This is a genomic window from Streptomyces sp. NBC_00631, from assembly GCF_045206895.1.
In the GTDB taxonomy this organism is placed as follows: domain Bacteria; phylum Actinomycetota; class Actinomycetes; order Streptomycetales; family Streptomycetaceae; genus Streptomyces.
This window is the reverse complement of sequence record NZ_CP107734.1, coordinates 4,589,251-4,604,668: the sequence shown is the minus strand read 5'-3', so window position 1 is coordinate 4,604,668 and position 15,418 is coordinate 4,589,251. Positions and strand designations below refer to the sequence as shown.

The 15,418-nt window shown below is 72.6% G+C and carries 14 protein-coding genes and 1 pseudogene; 6 read left to right on the top strand and 9 right to left on the bottom strand.

The annotated features are described in order from the left end of the window. Nucleotides 1-15 precede the first annotated feature (15 nt). Nucleotides 16-477, top strand: coding sequence for a GtrA family protein (locus OHB00_RS21090; RefSeq protein ID WP_406436442.1), 462 nt, complete (start codon nucleotides 16-18; stop codon nucleotides 475-477). 17 nt (nucleotides 478-494) lie between these two features. Here OHB00_RS21090 and OHB00_RS21085 read toward each other — a convergent pair whose 3' ends face one another. Both OHB00_RS21085 and OHB00_RS21080 read right to left on the bottom strand, forming a co-directional pair. Continuing rightward, entirely contained in the window at nucleotides 495-1,364 is an 870-nt protein-coding gene (locus OHB00_RS21085) for an ABC transporter ATP-binding protein (protein ID WP_406445913.1), read from the bottom strand. A 40-nt stretch (nucleotides 1,365-1,404) separates the two neighbouring features. Continuing rightward, complete coding sequence (locus tag OHB00_RS21080; protein WP_406436440.1) at nucleotides 1,405-2,322, bottom strand: ABC transporter permease; 918 nt, start codon at nucleotides 2,320-2,322, stop codon at nucleotides 1,405-1,407. 368 nt (nucleotides 2,323-2,690) lie between these two features. Here OHB00_RS21080 and OHB00_RS21075 point away from each other — a divergent pair, with 368 nt between their 5' ends. The 3 genes from OHB00_RS21075 to OHB00_RS21065 all read left to right on the top strand — a co-directional run bounded on the left by OHB00_RS21075 (nucleotide 2,691) and on the right by OHB00_RS21065 (nucleotide 4,755). Continuing rightward, nucleotides 2,691-3,317 carry a TetR/AcrR family transcriptional regulator gene (locus OHB00_RS21075; RefSeq protein ID WP_406436439.1) on the top strand — a complete coding sequence of 209 codons (627 nt, stop codon included), beginning with the start codon at nucleotides 2,691-2,693 and terminating at the stop codon, nucleotides 3,315-3,317. 80 nt (nucleotides 3,318-3,397) lie between these two features. Continuing rightward, nucleotides 3,398-3,775: a DoxX family protein gene (locus OHB00_RS21070; RefSeq protein WP_406436438.1), complete on the top strand. Its 378-nt coding sequence runs from the start codon at nucleotides 3,398-3,400 to the stop codon at nucleotides 3,773-3,775. A 53-nt stretch (nucleotides 3,776-3,828) separates the two neighbouring features. Next, nucleotides 3,829-4,755, top strand: coding sequence for an RNA polymerase sigma-70 factor (locus OHB00_RS21065; RefSeq protein WP_406436437.1), 927 nt, complete (start codon nucleotides 3,829-3,831; stop codon nucleotides 4,753-4,755). 7 nt (nucleotides 4,756-4,762) lie between these two features. Here the strand turns inward: OHB00_RS21065 and OHB00_RS21060 are convergent. From OHB00_RS21060 to OHB00_RS21050, 3 genes and pseudogenes are all read right to left on the bottom strand, one after another. Further along, nucleotides 4,763-4,930 (bottom strand): annotated as a pseudogene (locus OHB00_RS21060) (ADP-ribosylglycohydrolase family protein); the annotation flags it as partial. Between the two features lie 50 nt (nucleotides 4,931-4,980). Continuing rightward, nucleotides 4,981-5,961: a UDP-glucose 4-epimerase GalE gene (gene galE, locus OHB00_RS21055; protein ID WP_406436436.1), complete on the bottom strand. Its 981-nt coding sequence runs from the start codon at nucleotides 5,959-5,961 to the stop codon at nucleotides 4,981-4,983. 39 nt (nucleotides 5,962-6,000) lie between these two features. Further along, the gene (locus tag OHB00_RS21050) at nucleotides 6,001-7,218 is read right to left on the bottom strand and encodes a glycosyltransferase family 87 protein (protein ID WP_406445911.1); all 1,218 of its coding nucleotides are present in this window, start codon (nucleotides 7,216-7,218) and stop codon (nucleotides 6,001-6,003) included. A 394-nt stretch (nucleotides 7,219-7,612) separates the two neighbouring features. Between OHB00_RS21050 and OHB00_RS21045 the strand changes: the two genes are divergently transcribed. Further along, on the top strand, nucleotides 7,613-9,157 hold the full coding sequence (locus OHB00_RS21045; protein ID WP_406445909.1) for a glycosyltransferase family 39 protein: 1,545 nt from the start codon (nucleotides 7,613-7,615) through the stop codon (nucleotides 9,155-9,157). Between the two features lie 13 nt (nucleotides 9,158-9,170). Here the strand turns inward: OHB00_RS21045 and OHB00_RS21040 are convergent, their stop codons facing one another. Beyond that, on the bottom strand, nucleotides 9,171-9,659 hold the full coding sequence (locus OHB00_RS21040) for a MarR family winged helix-turn-helix transcriptional regulator (RefSeq protein ID WP_406436435.1): 489 nt from the start codon (nucleotides 9,657-9,659) through the stop codon (nucleotides 9,171-9,173). A 127-nt stretch (nucleotides 9,660-9,786) separates the two neighbouring features. Between OHB00_RS21040 and OHB00_RS21035 the strand changes: the two genes are divergently transcribed. Then, entirely contained in the window at nucleotides 9,787-10,203 is a 417-nt protein-coding gene (locus tag OHB00_RS21035) for an organic hydroperoxide resistance protein (RefSeq protein ID WP_406436434.1), read from the top strand. Here the strand turns inward: OHB00_RS21035 and OHB00_RS21030 are convergent. The 3 genes from OHB00_RS21030 to OHB00_RS21020 all read right to left on the bottom strand — a co-directional run bounded on the left by OHB00_RS21030 (nucleotide 10,193) and on the right by OHB00_RS21020 (nucleotide 15,417). Then, nucleotides 10,193-11,671 carry a hypothetical protein gene (locus OHB00_RS21030; protein WP_406436433.1) on the bottom strand — a complete coding sequence of 493 codons (1,479 nt, stop codon included), beginning with the start codon at nucleotides 11,669-11,671 and terminating at the stop codon, nucleotides 10,193-10,195. The genes OHB00_RS21035 and OHB00_RS21030 overlap by 11 nt on opposite strands. 72 nt (nucleotides 11,672-11,743) lie before the next feature. Next, entirely contained in the window at nucleotides 11,744-13,225 is a 1,482-nt protein-coding gene (locus tag OHB00_RS21025; protein ID WP_406436432.1) for a hypothetical protein, read from the bottom strand. Next, nucleotides 13,222-15,417, bottom strand: a complete 2,196-nt coding sequence (locus OHB00_RS21020; protein WP_406436431.1) for a CDP-glycerol glycerophosphotransferase family protein — start codon at nucleotides 15,415-15,417, stop codon at nucleotides 13,222-13,224. Before OHB00_RS21020 ends, OHB00_RS21025 begins: the two co-directional genes overlap by 4 nt. Nucleotide 15,418 lies beyond the last annotated feature (1 nt).

The following is a 15,418-nucleotide window of genomic DNA, read 5'->3' as shown; positions in this document are numbered from 1 at the left end:
GTCTGCCGTGTGACAGTGCAACTCACGGTGGGGCGGCCGGTCCCGCAGGTCGTACTCGAAGTCGTGAAATTCGCGGTCGTCGGCGGCAGCGGTGTCCTCGTCAATCTCCTGATCTTCAACCTGCTGCTGCACGGCCTGCGTTGGCCGGCCATGGCCGCGACGGTGGCGGCCAGCTGCATGGCGATGGCGACCAATTACGTGGGCTTCCGATTTTTCGCCTATCGCGACCGGGCCTCGCGCACACGACAGCAGATCGCACTTTTCTTCGTGTTCAGCGGTCTGGGTGTCGTACTGGAAAGCGGTCTGTTCTACGCCGGTTATCACGGCCTCGGCCTCGCCGGACCGCTGGAATCCAACGTGGTGAAGGCGCTGTCGATCGTGCTCGCCTCCGCCTTCCGTTTCCTCGTCTACCGGACGTGGGTGTTCCAGACGGACGCGAGCCGCGCCGTACGGCAACGGCGCGGCTCGCGGGCGTAGGACTCAGGAAGGCTGCTTCAGGAAGGCTGGGTGGCCTTCGGCTTGGGCTTCGCCTTCGGCTTGTCGGACTTGTCGCCGGTGAAGGCCTCGTACTCCGCGAGGACGTCCTCGGTCGGCCCGTCCATGCGCAGCACCCCGCGCTCCAGCCACAGCACCCGCTCGCAGGTGTCGCGGATGGACTTGTTGTTGTGGCTGACCAGGAACACCGTGCCCGCGCGCTGGCGCAGTTCGCGGATGCGCTCCTCCGACCGCATGCGGAAGGACGCGTCACCGGTGGCCAGGGCCTCGTCGATGAGCAGCACGTCGTGGTCCTTGGCGGCGGCGATGGAGAACCGCAGCCGGGCGCCCATGCCGGAGGAGTAGGTCCGCATCGGGAGGGTGATGAAGTCGCCCTTCTCGTTGATGCCGGAGAAGTCGACGATGTCCTGGTAGCGCTCCTTGATCTCCTCGCGGGACATGCCCATGGCGAGGCCGCCGAGGTAGACGTTCTTCTCGCCGGTCAGGTCGCCCATCAGGGCCGCGTTGACGCCGAGGAGGGAGGGCTGGCCGTCGGTGTAGATGGCGCCGTTCTCCACGGGGAGGAGGCCCGCGACGGCCTTGAGCAGGGTCGACTTGCCGGACCCGTTGGTGCCGATCAGGCCGATCGCCTCGCCCTTGTAGGCGACGAAACTGACGTTCTTGACCGCGTGCACCTTGCGGACGCCGGCCGCCTGCTCCACGTGCTGGCGGCGCAGCATGCGGTTGAGGGCGGCGGTGGCGGAGCCGCGGCCGGCGCCGGTGCCGTTGACCCGGTAGACGATGTCGACGCTGTCGCAGACGACGGTGGGGACGTCGCTCACAGGGCGGGTCTCACGCACGGTGTCGCTCTCGCCGAGGGCGTCGTTCATGCCGGGGGTGTCGTTCATGCTGGGGATGTCGCTCACGTTCTCAGCCACGGCCGTACGTCTCCTCAGCCTTCCAGAAGTAGATGAACCCGCCGACGCCGAGGACCACTGCCCAGCCGGTCGCGACGATCCACACGTGCGGAGGCAACTGGCTGGAGTGGAAGCTGTCGATCAGGGCGTAACGCATCAGGTCGATGTAGACGGCGGCCGGGTTGTCCTTGAGTACCGGGTTCACCCAGCTCGGCAGACCGTGGTGGTTCTTGGTCAGCTTGTCGATGTTCCACATGACGCCGGAGATGTACATCCAGGTGCGCAGCACGAACGGCATCAGCTGGGCGATGTCCGGCGTCTTGGCGCCCCACCGGGCCATGATCATCGCGAAGCCGGCGTTGAACATGAACTGCAGGATCAGCGCGGGGATCGCCAGCAGCCAGGAGGCGGCCACCGGAACGCCGAAGCAGAGCAGGATGACGACCAGGGCGGCCATGGAGAACAGCAGCTGCTGGAGCTGCTGGAGACAGAAGGAGATGGGCAGCGCGGCCCGCGGGAAGTGCAGGGCGCGGACGAGGCCGAGGTTGCCCGAGATCGCGCGGGTGCCGACCATGATCGAGCTCTGCGTGAACGTCCAGATGAACACGCCCGTGACGAGGAACGGGATGTAGTCGGGGACGCCGCGCTTGGTGCCCAGCAGGATGCCGAAGATGAAGTAGTACACCGCCGCGTTCAGCAGCGGGGTCATGACCTGCCAGACCTGGCCGAGCTTCGCCTGGGCGTACTGGGCGGTGAGCTTGGCGGTGGCGAACGCGGTGATGAAGTGCCGCCGCGCCCACAGCTGGCGGATGTACTGGGGCAGGGAGGGACGGGCGCCGCTGACCGAGAGTCCGTACCGGGCGGCGAGTGCCGCGAGGTCGTCCTCGGCCGTGACCGGGGCCGGGGGCGGTGTGTGGAGAACCTGGGTCACATCCGCTGCTTTCACTCGGGGGGTGGGGGTGCGGCGTCCGGCTGGGCGCCGGGCCCGTCATCCGAAGTTTCCTTACGCTTCTCTTCACGTTTTCTTACGTCGGGACGGGACCGTATCGTCGCAACGGGAGCGTAGGCCGAGTCGGCGTCGGAACGCAACCGTTTCGTCGTCACGAGTGGATGTGCGCCGTAACACGTTCGAGGTCGGCGCGCGACCGATTCGTTGCGGTGTGGTGCGGGCACGTGTTCGGTACGGCGGTGAGCTGGGGCGCGTTCAGCGCGTCCGCGCTGCGGCGTTCGGGTGGCGGGCACGTTCGGTGGAGTCGTCGGAACGCAACCGTTTCGTCGTTACGCCCCTATGCTGGGAGCATGACGACGAACGCCGAGGAGTCCCAGACGCGTCCGCGCCGACGAGCCCCCGCCGGGGCGGCCGTCCTCCGGGAGGACGTGACCGAGGCCATCCGGGCCGCCGTCTTCGAGGAACTCGCGGCGGTCGGGTATGCCCGGATGTCCATCGAGGGCATCGCGCGCCGCGCGGGCGTCGGCAAGACCGCCGTCTACCGCCGCTGGCGTTCCAAGCTGCACCTGGTCCTCGACGTCGTCTCGGCCATCGCCGTGATGGGCCTGCCGGTGCCCGACACCGGCTCTTTGGAGGGCGACCTGCGACTGCTCTACGAGGTCACCTCCCGCGCGCTGCGCCATCCGGTCGCCTCGCAGATCATCCCTGACCTCCAGGCCGAGGCGGCCCGCAACCCCGACATCGCCGAGGCCATGCAGAAGACGCTGCGCGAGGGACAGGAGGGCGTCGCCAGCAAGATCATCGAGGCGGCGCAGCGGCGCGGCGAACTCGCCGAGGGCCTCGACGACGACCTGGCCATGGACCTGATCTCCGGCCCGCTGTACTGGCGCTCGGTGGTGATCCGCACCCCGAAGCTGCCCAAGGGCTACCTGGCGGCGCTGGCCCGCGGGACCACGGAAGCGCTCAAGGCGCTGTGAACCACTCGGCGGGGGATGTCACAGGCGCGGCGGCCGTCTCGTCGTAGAGGGCGCAGGCATCCTCGATCAGGGAGTGGACGATGAACCTCGCGTTGTGGATCACCGCCGGGCTGCTCGCCGCAGTGGCGCTGGCCGGTGGGATCAGCAAGACGTTCGTGCCGAGGGAGCGGCTGGCCGCGGCGCACGGCGGCGGCTGGACCGGTGACGTCGGCGACGGATTCGTCAGGGCGCTCGGCATCCTCGAACTACTGGCCGCGGCGGGTCTGGTCCTGCCGGCCGTCACCGGCATCGCACCGGTCCTGGTGCCGGTGACCGCCACCGCGTGGATCCTGCTGATGATCGGCGCGATGATCACCCACGGGCGGCGCGGCGAGCGGGCGTTCGTGGCGCTGAACCTGGCCTACCTCGCGCTGGCGCTGGTCGTCGCGGCGGGCCGGTTCGGCCCGGGCTCCTTCTGACGGGCGGGTCCACGGACAGCGAGAAGGAGAAGGGGGGACGACGGGGAGTGGACATGAAGAACAGGACCGAGGAGTTCCAGGAACTGCGGCCGCTGCTGTTCTCGATCGCGTACCGGATCCTGGGCAGCGTCGGCGAGGCCGAGGACGCGGTCCAGGAAACCTGGCTGCGCTTCGCCGGCTCGCCGACGCGGGTCAGGTCGGCGAAGGCCTTCCTGTCGGCCGCGGTGACCCGGATCTCGATCGACGTGCTGCGCTCGGCCCGGGTCCGGCGCGAGGAGTACGTCGGACCGTGGTTCCCCGAACCGCTGCTCGCCGACCCCTACGAGGACCCGGCGCGGTCGGCGGAGCTGGCCGACTCGGTGTCGATGGCGGCCCTGCTGCTCCTGGAGCGGCTCAGCCCCCTGGAGCGCGCGGTCTTCGTCCTGCGCGAGGTATTTGACTTCGGCTTCCCCGAGGTCGCGTCGGCGGTGGGCCGCTCGGAGGCCGCCTGCCGCCAGCTGGCGGTCCGGGCCCGGCGCCACATGGCGGAGGGCCGCCCCCGTTTCGAGCCGGACCGCCAGGAACGCGACGAACTGGCCGCACGCTTCTTCGACGCCCTCCACGAAGGCGACCTGGCCGGCCTCCAGAAGCTGCTCGCCGTCGACGTGTCGCTGGTCGGCGACGCCGGCGGCAAGGCACCGCAGCTGGCCCGCGCGGTGCTGGGCGCCCAGAACGTGGCCCGCCTCCTCGCCGCCGTCTTCCCGCTGCTGACCCGCATCGACGTGACCTGCACGCCGCACGAGGTCAACGGCCAGCCCGGCGCGATCTTCCGCGACCGCGACGGCCGGGTCCTGCAGACCTTCTCCCTCGACATCCTCGACGGCCGGATCCAGGCGATCCGCCTCGTCCTCAACCCCAACAAACTCGGCCACGTGGGCCCGGTGGCGGACGCCTGGGCCATCTCCGAGGAAGCCAAACAGGCCCGCAGAGGCATGAAGTGACGCAGGTTCAGGAAGCCGGCCGCCGGGCCGGGTCCGCCGCCCGCAGCACCTGGCCACCGAACTCGGGCAACGGCACGTGCGGCACACCCGTCCACTGCCGCCGCGCGGCCCCGACGCCGTGCACGGCACCGGCCGGGGCACCGGTGACCGCGGCGACGGTATCGGTGTCGCCGCCCGGAGTGCGGTCCAGGCGGGACAGGCAGGTCATTCGCGCAGGCTACGGGGTCAGCCCCGGGACGCCTCCGGGTGCAGGCGTACCCAGCCGTCCCAGGCCGAGGTGATCATGTCCTGGACGTCGTGTCTGGCCTTCCAGCCGAGTTCGGTGGTGATGCGGTCGGCGGAGGCGACCACGCGGGCCGGATCGCCGGCGCGGCGCGGGGTGACGGTCGGGGGGAGGTCGTAGCCGGTGACCGCGTTGATGCGGTCGATCATCTCGCGGACCGAGACGCCCTCGCCGCGCCCGATGTTCAGGGTCAGCTCGCGGCCCGGCTCGGCCTGGAGGGCGCGGGCGGCGGCCACATGCGCCTCGGCCAGGTCCACCACGTGGATGTAGTCGCGGACGCCGGTGCCGTCCGGCGTCGCGTAGTCGTCGCCGAAGATGCGCGGCGGCGCGTTCTCCGTGAGCCTCTCGAAGACCATCGGGACGAGGTTGTACACGCCCACGTCGGCGAGCTCGGGGCGGGCCGCGCCGGCCACGTTGAAGTAGCGGAGCGAGGCCGTGGCGAGACCGGTGGCCCGGCCCGTCGCGCGGACCAGCCACTCACCCGCCAGCTTCGTCTCGCCGTACGGCGACATCGGCACGCACGGCGTCTCCTCCGTCACCAGGTCGACGTCCGGCATGCCGTAGACGGCCGCCGAGGACGAGAACACGAAGGACGGGACCTGCGCCTCCGTCACGGCCTGAAGCAGCACCCGCAGGCCTTCGAGGTTCTCGTGGTAGTAGTGCAGCGGACGGTCCACCGACTCGCCGACCTGCTTCTTCGCCGCCAGGTGCACCACCCCGGTCACCTCGTGCTCGGCCAGCACACGCGCGACCTTCTCACCGTCGAGCGTGGAGCCCCTCACCAGGGGGACGTCCTCGGGCAGGCGTTCGGCGATGCCGGTGGACAGGTCGTCGTACACCACCGTCCGCTCGCCCGCCTCCGTCATCGCGCGTACGACATGCGCTCCGATGTAACCGGCGCCGCCGGTGATCAGCCAGGTCATGTGTGGCCGTCCCCTCCGTCAGTTGGCCCGTGGTGTTCGTCAGCCGCGGTCACCCCTCAGTGAAGCAGGTGCGGCCGACATCTGCGGACGGCTGACCTGGCGCGCTGCGCTCCTGTGGACAGGTGCCGTGCTCTCCCGGCGGCGGGTGGCGCGCCACAGGCGGGTCAGGGAGAGCACGGCGGCGGTGGCCAGCAGGCCGTTGCGGGCGAGCATCAGCAGACAGCCGGTCCAGGTGCAGTGGACGACCTCGGTGTAGAACGCGGGGTAGGCGACGGCACTGAGCGCGGTCGCCGCCAGGATCAGCGCGGCGACCGGACGCTGGGTGGTGTGCCGTGAGGTCAGGCAGACGGCGGCCAGGCCGAGCAGCCAGATCATGTACTGCGGGCTGATCACCCGGCTGGTGACGGTGAAGAGGAGTACGGCGCTCAGGGCCGCGTCGTAGGGGGTGGCCGGGCTCCAGTGCCGGGCCCGTACCCGCCACAGCACCAGCAGCGCGAAGGCGGCCGCGGTGAGCGCGAGGGAGGCGGTCGCGACCGCGCGCACGTGCGGGCCGACCAGTTCGATGGCGCCGTACTGGTAGCGGGTCGTGCCCCGCCAGCCGGCGTGCCGCGCCAGGCTGAGCGCGGTCCCGCCGAGCGACTCGACCTGCACACCCCGGCCGCCCTGCTGACGGAGGAAGGCCAGCGGGTTGCGGAACGACACCACGAAGGCGGCGAGGGTCACGGTCCCGGTCAGGGCCGCGGACAGCCACGCCGTACGGGTCGGACGCCCGCGCTCCAGGCCCAGCAGCACCAGCGCCGGCCACACCTTCACCAGCGCGCCCAGCGCCGCCAGCGCACCGCACGCGCGCGTGGAGCGCTTCAGTGCCAGCAGGGAGAGCACCGCGAAAGCGGTGACCTCCACGTCGTAGCGGGCGAGCGGGAGGTGCAGCAGCAGGGGCAGGCCGCCGGTCCAGAAGGCCGCGCCGAGCAGGGTGCGGCCGGGGCGCGAGCCCGCGCGGGCGAGCGCCGCCGTGATCAGTGCGTCGGTGGCCAGAGTGAGCGCCACGAACGCCTGGAAGTAGCTCAGTCCGGGCACCAGCCCCGGTGCGAGCAGCACCGCGCCGGCGCCCGGCGGGTACTGCCACAACGTGTCGTGCGCCGGGAACGCGCCGTGCGACAGCACGCCGTACCAGTGGAAGTACAGCCGCCAGACTTCGCGCGCGACCGATCCGTGACCCAGGGACCGCTCGTTGTTGTGGGCGAGGAGCCACAGCATCAGCGCGCGCGTGGCCGCCCAGGCGGCGGCGAGACAGAGGAGTCGGGGGAGGCCGGGCGGGCGGTTGAGCCGGGGGAGTCGAACAGGCGAGGCGAACGGGACGCGCGGAAGCGGAGTGTACGGGTGGCGATTCATCGACCGCGAGCGTAAGCCGCGCGGATGGTGTATCCATGCCGATACGCCGTCAATACCCGGCAAAGGTTGGCTAATCGCAAAAGATCGGGCCGTGGTGAGTATCGGGCCTCTCGTAAAAGCACATCCGCGACATCCGCGAACGACACGAACAGCGCAGGACGGCCGGCCGGCTCCGCGGAGTCGGCCGCGCCCGTTGGGCGGAGCGCCCCGGTGGCCGGGGTCTGTCCGGGCCCTCGCCGTGGCCGTACCGGCGGCGGTGATGCTCGCGGTCGGGCTCTGGGGGCTGCACCGCGGCGGCATGTGGCGCGACGAGGCCGTCACCTACCAGGTCGCCCGGCGCACGGTGCCGCAGATCTGGCGGCTGCTGCACGGCGTGGACGCGGTGCACGGCCTGTACTACCTGCTGATGCACGTGGTCCTCGCCGCCGACCCCGGCCACCCCGGCGAGGTCGTCCTCCGGCTGCCCTCGGTGTGCGCGGCGGCCGTCACCGCCGGCCTGGTGGCCCTCCTGGGCACCCGCCTGGCCCGGCCGCGGGTCGGCCTGTGGGCCGGGCTGCTGTACGCGGTCACCCCGCTGGTCGGCCACTACGCGCAGGAGGGCCGCTCGTACGCGCTGGTCGCCGCGGGGGCCACCGGAGCCACGCTGCTCTTCGTCCGGGCGGTGCGGGAAGGGGGGTGGCGGGCCTGGTGGCGGTACGGCGCCGTCCTCTCAGTCACCTGCTGGCTGCACGAGTTCGCCGTCCTGCTGCTGCTCGCGCACGCGGGAACCCTGGCGCTGGCCCGTTCGTCGAGAAGGGTGTGGCGGGGGTGGTGCTGCGCGGCCGGGGGCGTGGCGCTGTCGCTGCTGCCGATGGCCGTGGTCTCGCGCGGGCAGTCGGCCCAGGTGGCCTGGCTGCGCGAGCCGGACGTGGAGACCGCGCAGGAGCTGCTGCGCCAGTACCTCGGACCGACCGACCGGGTGTACTGGGTGTGCCTGGCGCTCGGGCTGCTCGGGCTGACGCGGCTGGTGGGCCGGCGCGGCGAGGTGACCCTCGCGGCGGTCGCGCTGCCGCTCGCGGTGCTGCCGCCGGTGGCGCTGATGCTGGCCTCGCAGCTCACCCCGCTGTACGTCGACCGGTACGTGCTGTACGCGCTCTCCGGGGCGCCGCTGCTGGTGGCGCTCGGCGCGGACCGTGTCGCCGGGCTGCTCGGCCGGCTCTGGTCCCACGGCGCGGCGACCACGCCCCGGTCGCCGACGCTCACTCTGGCCGGGGTCCTGGCGGTTCTCCTCGCCTTCACCCACCAGCTCCCCCTGCTGCGGGCGGACCGGGTGCCGAACACCCGTCCCGACAACCTCGGGGCGGTCGCGGCGGCCGTCGCTCGCACGCTGCGGCCCGGCGACCCCGTGCTGTTCCTGCCGGCTCACGCGCGCGGGGCGGAGCTCGCGTATCCCGCCGACTTCAAGGCCACGAGGGACGTCGCACTGGCCGAGCCGGGGCCGGCGTCGGGGACGTTGTACGGGCGCGAGGTCGGGGAGGGGGTGTTGCGGCGGCGGCTGGCGGGGGCCGACGAGGTGTGGGCCGTGATGGAGAAGTACGCGCTGGTGAGCGGGTACCGGCCGCGGCTTCCGACGGAGCGGGCCAAGTTCGCTGTGCTGAACCAGCAGTTCGTGCTGCGGGAGGAGATGGTGATCGACCGGATCGCGCTGCGGTTGTATGTGCGGCCGATCCGGGCGGGTTCGGAGGAGTCCGGGCTGCGGGTCGATGGGGGCTGGTCGCGCTCACGCGGCGACAGCCGCACATCGACAACAGCCCCACGCCCCTGAAGGCGGGGGTGCTTCAGCAGGAGCCCTCCTCCAGGGCCGCCGAGTCCAAGGTCCCCGTCAGCTGGTCCAGGCGCGCCTTCAGGTTCCGGATCTCGTCCACGTCGAAACCCGTCGCTGCCACGATCCGCCGCGGCACCTCCCGTGCCCGCTCCCGCAGCGCGGCCCCCTTTTCCGTCAGCCGTACCTCCACCGAGCGCTCGTCCCGGGCGCTGCGCTCGCGGTGTACCAGGCCCGCCGCCTCCAGGCGCTTGAGCAGCGGCGACAGGGTGCCGGAGTCCAGGCGCAGGTGTTCGCCGAGCTTCTTGACCGGCAGGTCGCCCTGCTCCCACAGCACCAGCATCACCAGGTACTGCGGGTAGGTGAGCCCCAGGTCCTTGAGGATCACGCGGTAGACGCCGTTGAAGGCGCGGGACGCGGCGTGCAGGGAGAAGCAGATCTGGCGGTCCAGCTGGAGCCACTCCGCGTCGGGTACGGGGCTGGGGGTCGGTGTCGTCGCGGTCATGACTCAATCGTAGCGCCTTGCGGGTCATTTAGTTGTAGGCAATTGAATTGTGTGCTCTACTTGTGGTCGTGAGGGCGGCCGGAACGGCGCCGCCGGAACACGAGAACTTCGAGAGGGATGGTCTTCCATGGACGCGCTCTACACCGCAGCCGCCACCGCCACCGGCCGGGAAGGACGGGCGGTCAGCTCGGACGGGCAGCTGGACCTCGCGCTGGCCTTCCCGCCCGCGCTCGGCGGCAACGGCCAGGGCACCAACCCTGAGCAGCTCTTCGCCGCCGGTTACGCGGCCTGTTTCGCCAGCGCCCTCGGCGCCATCGGCCGCCAGGCCAAGGTCGACACCGGCGAGATCTCCGTGACCGCCGAGGTCGGCATCGGCAAGGACGAGTCCGACGGCGGCTTCGCGCTCAAGGTCACCCTGCGCGTCGAGCTTCCCGAGGCGCTCGCCAACGAGACCGGCGAGAAGCTGGTCCACCAGGCCCACGCCTACTGCCCCTACTCCAAGGCCACCAAGGGCAACATCCCGGTCGAGCTCGTCATCGAGTAACCGGCGGAGTGGCCGGCGGCACGGGGGCGGTGTCCCCCGTCCGGGTGAGTCGCGCGAGCACCTCCCCGGTTCGCCGGCTCCAGTCCACGACCACCGCCTCCGCGGGCAGCCGCTCCCGCCGCGTCAGCAGCAGCCAGCGCACCCGGGGGCGGTGGTCGTAACCGTCGGCCAGCTCGATGCCGTACCCGGGGAGCAGCCGGACGGCGTAGTACGCGTCCGTGATCACCGGTTCCCCCGGTCCGATGTGCCGGGCCGCCCAGTCGTACGACGGCCAGCGCGGCGGCTGGACGAAGCCGACCGGGTCCACCGAGCGAGGTACGACCGCCCCGGCCTGCGCGGCCAGAAAGCCCAGGCAGACCCCGACGGCCGCGGCCCAGCCGAGCGCCCGCCGCCCGCCGGACCAGGGCCGCTGCGCCGCCAGCTCCACGGCGAGCGCGCACTGCGGCGCCAGCAGGACGAGCCCGAGCACTTCGGCCGGCCGGCCGCACGTCGGCACCAGGCACTCCAGAGCGAACAAAAGTACGAGCGGATCACGCCAAGTCGCGAGCCTCACCGCGCCCCGCAGAACCGCCCCGGCCGCCCCCCGCGCCCGCAGCCACAGCGCCGGCAGTCCGAGCAGGGCCAGCCAGCACTGCCCGGCCCACCCGGCCCACCCGTCGTACGACGCGTACGACCCGTACGGCGACGGCGACGGCGCGCGCGCGTGTGTCCCGAAGGCGAGGGCGGCCGCCGCCACCGCGCACAGCAGCGCCCACCGCCCCCACACCGCCCCGCGCCACCCCCGCTGCCACCCCGCCACGAACGCCACCGCCCCGGCGGCCGCGCCCAGCCCCGTCACCGGGTCGATCAGAGCCACCGCCCCGTACAGCAGTCCGAGCGCCGCGTATCCCGACAGGCTGCGCAGGCCGCTCGGGCCGACATAGCGCACCCGGCGCAGATCGCGGGCGCGGGTGCCGGTCAGGGCCCAGGCCCAGAAAGTGAGGCCGAGGGCGAACGCGGACGGGTAGCCGAGGCTGCCGGTCAGCGGCAGCAGGGCCAGCGAGCCCTCGCCCCACGCAGGCCGGGTGCCCCACAGCACGGACAGGAAGGCCAGCGCCAGCACCGGTGCCCACGGGCGCGGGGTGAGGACGCGGACCAGCCGGCCGAGGCCCGTCAGCAGCACCAGCAGGTTCAGCGGGCCGCACACCCGCAGCAGCTGCCATCCGCTGAGCCCGGTCAGCCGGGCCAGAGCGCCCTGCGCCAGCACGTACGGGGATCCGGCCGGGTCCGGCAGGCCCGCCCGCAGCCGGGCCACCGCCGCCGCGTGCAGTCCGGCCTCGCAGCACGGCGGCACGCGCCAGTACGCCAGGGTCATCAGCAGCCAGAACAACAGGCCGAAGACCTGGTACGGGGTGAGGCTGCGGACCCGGCCGCCGCGCAGGGCGGTGGAGCCACCTGTGGCGCGCCGGAGCAGGGCGCCGGTGCTCACCGGAGGAAGCGGACAGGGCGGACCATTTGTCCAGTGTTCCCGCCCGTCCCGACGGCGTTGCCGTCCATCACCTCATCGGGTGACGCCGACCGTTCTGAGGGCCCCCTGGGCGGGAACCGGGACCGACCGGTGCGCCGGCGGTTCGAGGAGCAGCGGCACGCCCACCACGGGCAGCAGCCAGGCCAGCACGATCAGCCGGTCGCCTCCGATGGTGATGTCGGGGTGCCCGGCCTGGGTGAGGATGCCGGTGCCGGCGGCCGCCAGCAGGAAGACACCGAAGGCGGGCCGCCGTCGCGCTCCCCACGCCCCGGCCGCCAGCGCGGCCGGGAACAACGGCTCCAGCAGCTGCCGGCGCAGCCACTCCACCCAGAAGTCGAACTCCAGATGGAGGAACTCCCGCCCCGGGTGGGCCCGGTCCGGGTGGGTGTAGTGGCCGGTCAGCAGGTCCTGCACGCTCTCCGCCTCGGACGGGTACCGCAGCAGCCGGGCGAGGAGCAGGGTGCCGGCCACCGCCCCGCATGCCACCGCCGCGATCGCGGCCACCGCGCGCCCCGGTCCGCGCCCGTGCCGGCGCCGCCACAGCGCGACCACCGCGGCGGCCGCGGCCAGGCACGCACCGAGAAAGAGCGCCTGCGAATGCTTCACGGCGAACAACGCGACCAGCGCACCCGCCACCAGCACGGTCCCCACCAGCGTCGTCCCGGTACGCGCGGTCCCCACCGGCGCCCCTCCGGCCCGCGCCGCACCTGCCAGCGCCGCACCTGCCCGCGCCCCTCCGGTCCGCGCCGCACCTGCCAGCGCCGTCCCGGTCGGCGCCGTCCCGGACCGCGCCGTCCCGGACCGCGCCGTCCCGGTCCGGGCCATCTCCACCGGCGCCGTCCCTGCCCGCTCCGTACCCGCCCGCCCGGTCAGGGCCAGCGCGCAGCCCCAGACCGCCGTCAGGGTCAGGGCCAGCATCAGGCCCTCGGCCATCGGCCGCATCGCGGTCGTGCCGACCGGCAGGACGTAGTACAGAACCTGTCCGGTCAGCGCGAGCGGCACCGGTACCGACAGCGTCCGCAGCACGAGGAAGACCAGCACCCCGCCCGCGCCCGCGACCAGCACGCTCGCCAGCCACACCCCCCATGTCACCCCGAACACGCTGACGAACGGCAGCAGGAACACCGGATAGCCCGGCCGCACCTCGAAGATCCGCCGCAGCCGGGGGCCCACGAACGGCACGACGTGCCCGTCCGTCTGCGCGCCCCCGATCCGCAACCGCCGCTCCACCCGCCGCAGTTCACCGGCCCGGCAGTCCGCGAACACGCGCCCCGCCGGACTGGGCGCGTGGAAGCGCACCACGTCCACGCGCTGCGCGCGCTCCGCCGCCGACGCCTCGCCGGCGCACACCCAGTCCACCGTCTCGGCCGCCGCCTCCCGCTTGCCCGCCCCGCCGAGGGTCAGCGCGTACGACACGTAGTTCCTGGAGTCGGGGGTGTCCCGGCCGGTGACGTTGCCGAGCTGCAGCACCGCGAAGACGGCGGCCACCACCAGCACCCAGGTGCGCGGCCTCACGTCGTCGCCGGCAGGTCACGCGGCCCGGCGGGACCGGGCACCCGGGCCGGTACCGGCATCGGCTCGCCCAGCAGCAGCGTCCGTACGACCCGCTCGGCGGCCCTGCCGTCGTCGAACTCGCAGAACCGGGACCGGAAGTCGGCCCGCAGCCGCGCCGACTCCTCGTCCCGCCAGCCGCCCGAGGCGAACAGCCAGGTCAGCTCCCGGTAGGAGTGCGAGACATGGCCGGGGGCCTCGGCGGTGATGTCGAGATAGGCGCCCCGGCTCGCGGTGTACGCGGCCCAGTCGTCGGCGTGCACGACGATCGGCCGGTCCAGGTTGGCGTAGTCGAACATGAGGGAGGAGTAGTCGGTGACCAGGACGTCCGAGGCGAGCATGACCTCCTCGGCGTGCGGTTCACCGGTCGCGTCGACCACGACGCCGCGCCGGTGCAGCTCGCCCAGGCCCATCCCGCGCGCCGGACCCGTGGCGAGGCTCGGATGCAGCCGGACCACCAGCGTGTGTCCCTCCCCGAGGTCCGCGGCGAACCGGGACAGGTCGATCCGGTCGACGTGACCGCCCCGGACGTAGTCGCGTCGGGTGGGCGCGTAGAGCACCACCGTGTGGTCGGCCGGAATGCCGTGCCGGGACCGGAAGTCCGTCGGGCCGCCGGTGACCAGGACGTCGTTGCGCGGACTGCCGGTGCGGGCCGACGCGAAGTGGCAGGGGTAGGCCCGCTCCCACACCAGCTCCGAGTGCCGGTTGGCGACCAGGCTGTGGTCCCAGCGGTCGGCCCGGCGCAGCATCTGCGGCACGTCGAAACCGAGCCGGGCGCCGGGCTTGCCCAGCAGGTCGGCGCCCAGGTACTTGAGCGGGGTGCCCCGATGGGTGTGGACGTGCACGCTGCCGGGCCGTTTCACCAGCGTGCCGGGCCAGTTGACGTCGTTGACGAAGAACTTCGCGCGGGCGGTCAGCCGCAGGTACTCCGGGGAGTCCAGCAGTACGTGCTCGACGTCGGCCGGGAGCTGTGCCGCCACCTCCGCGTCCCGCACCACCCAGACGCCACGCAGCCGGGGGGCGTGCTCCAGGGCCGCCCGGTACACGGCCGCCGGGTCGCCCCGCAGCCCCTGGTGCGAGGCCGCCGAGTACAGGACCAGGTTCTCGTCCAGCGGGCGCAGGGCCCGCAGCCCGGTCAGCGCGCGCCGGGCCCGGTCCTGCGCCGCCCGCCGCACCCGCAGCGCCTGCCGTCCGCCCGCCCGTCCGGCCCGTCCCGCCTGCTGCCGCAGCCGGTACGACGCGTACGACCCGCCCAGCGCCGCGATGTCACCCTGGTCGGCCCCCGCGGGCCGGAACGCCCGGTACAGCTCCGCCGTGTTCCGGAAGAACTCGCCCCTGGCGGCCGGCGGCAGCCGGTCCGGCTTGGCGAGGATGTCCAGGCAGTGCTCGCCCATCTTCCGGTGCAGGTAGGGCCGCCAGCCGGCCAGTTCCGGGCGGGCGCCGACGAAGGCGAAGACCCTCTTGTACTGCTCGTGGACGTCGAAGTGCTTGCGGCTGGTGGTGGAGAGGATGTTGCCCTGCCGGCGCTGGCGGTAGTTGAGGCAGATCCGGTCGAGGGTGGCGATCCGGGCCGCGCTGAGCATGACCGGGAAGGTCCAGGGGGTGTCCTCGTAGTAGCCCGGCGGGAACTGGAAGCCGTTCTCCTCGACGAAGTCCCGGCGGTAGGCCTTGTTCCACACCACCATCAACAGGTCGAGGATCTCCGGGCGCGCGGCCGCCGTGAACACGTCCGACGTGGCGCCGAGCACCTCGGCGAGGGCGTTGCGCCGCGTCCCGCCCCACCAGTAGGTGCGGGCGTAGTCGAAGACCAGCACGTCCGGGTCGCCGGTCTCCGCCAGCCGGTCGGTGATCGCGCGCAGCGCGCCCGGTACGAGGGTGTCGTCGCTGTCGAGGAAGAGGAGGAAGTCGCCGGTGGCATAGGGGAGTCCGGCGTTGCGGGCGCGCCCGAGGCCGACGTTCTCCGGCAGGTGCAGGACCTTCACGCGCGGGTCGCGGGCCGCGTACTCGTCGAGGATCGCGCCGCAGCCGTCCGGGGAGCGGTCGTCGACGGCGACCACCTCGATGTCGTGGAAGGACTGTTCCAGGACCGAGTCGAGACACTCGCTCAGGAAGCCCTGCACCTTGAAGCAGGGGACGATCACACTGAGTCGGGGCACG

Bases quoted from the DNA above. Each gene is read 5' to 3' on its own strand.
- OHB00_RS21085 (WP_406445913.1), bottom strand. From the start codon at position 1,364: ATGAACGACGCCCTCGGCGAGAGCGACACCGTGCGTGAGACCCGCCCT.
- OHB00_RS21075 (WP_406436439.1), top strand. From the start codon at position 2,691: ATGACGACGAACGCCGAGGAGTCCCAGACGCGTCCGCGCCGACGAGCC.
- OHB00_RS21070 (WP_406436438.1), top strand. From the start codon at position 3,398: ATGAACCTCGCGTTGTGGATCACCGCCGGGCTGCTCGCCGCAGTGGCG.
- OHB00_RS21065 (WP_406436437.1), top strand. From the start codon at position 3,829: ATGAAGAACAGGACCGAGGAGTTCCAGGAACTGCGGCCGCTGCTGTTC.
- galE (WP_406436436.1), bottom strand. From the start codon at position 5,961: ATGACCTGGCTGATCACCGGCGGCGCCGGTTACATCGGAGCGCATGTC.
- OHB00_RS21050 (WP_406445911.1), bottom strand. From the start codon at position 7,218: ATGCTGTGGCTCCTCGCCCACAACAACGAGCGGTCCCTGGGTCACGGA.
- OHB00_RS21045 (WP_406445909.1), top strand. From the start codon at position 7,613: ATGCTCGCGGTCGGGCTCTGGGGGCTGCACCGCGGCGGCATGTGGCGC.
- OHB00_RS21040 (WP_406436435.1), bottom strand. From the start codon at position 9,659: ATGACCGCGACGACACCGACCCCCAGCCCCGTACCCGACGCGGAGTGG.
- OHB00_RS21035 (WP_406436434.1), top strand. From the start codon at position 9,787: ATGGACGCGCTCTACACCGCAGCCGCCACCGCCACCGGCCGGGAAGGA.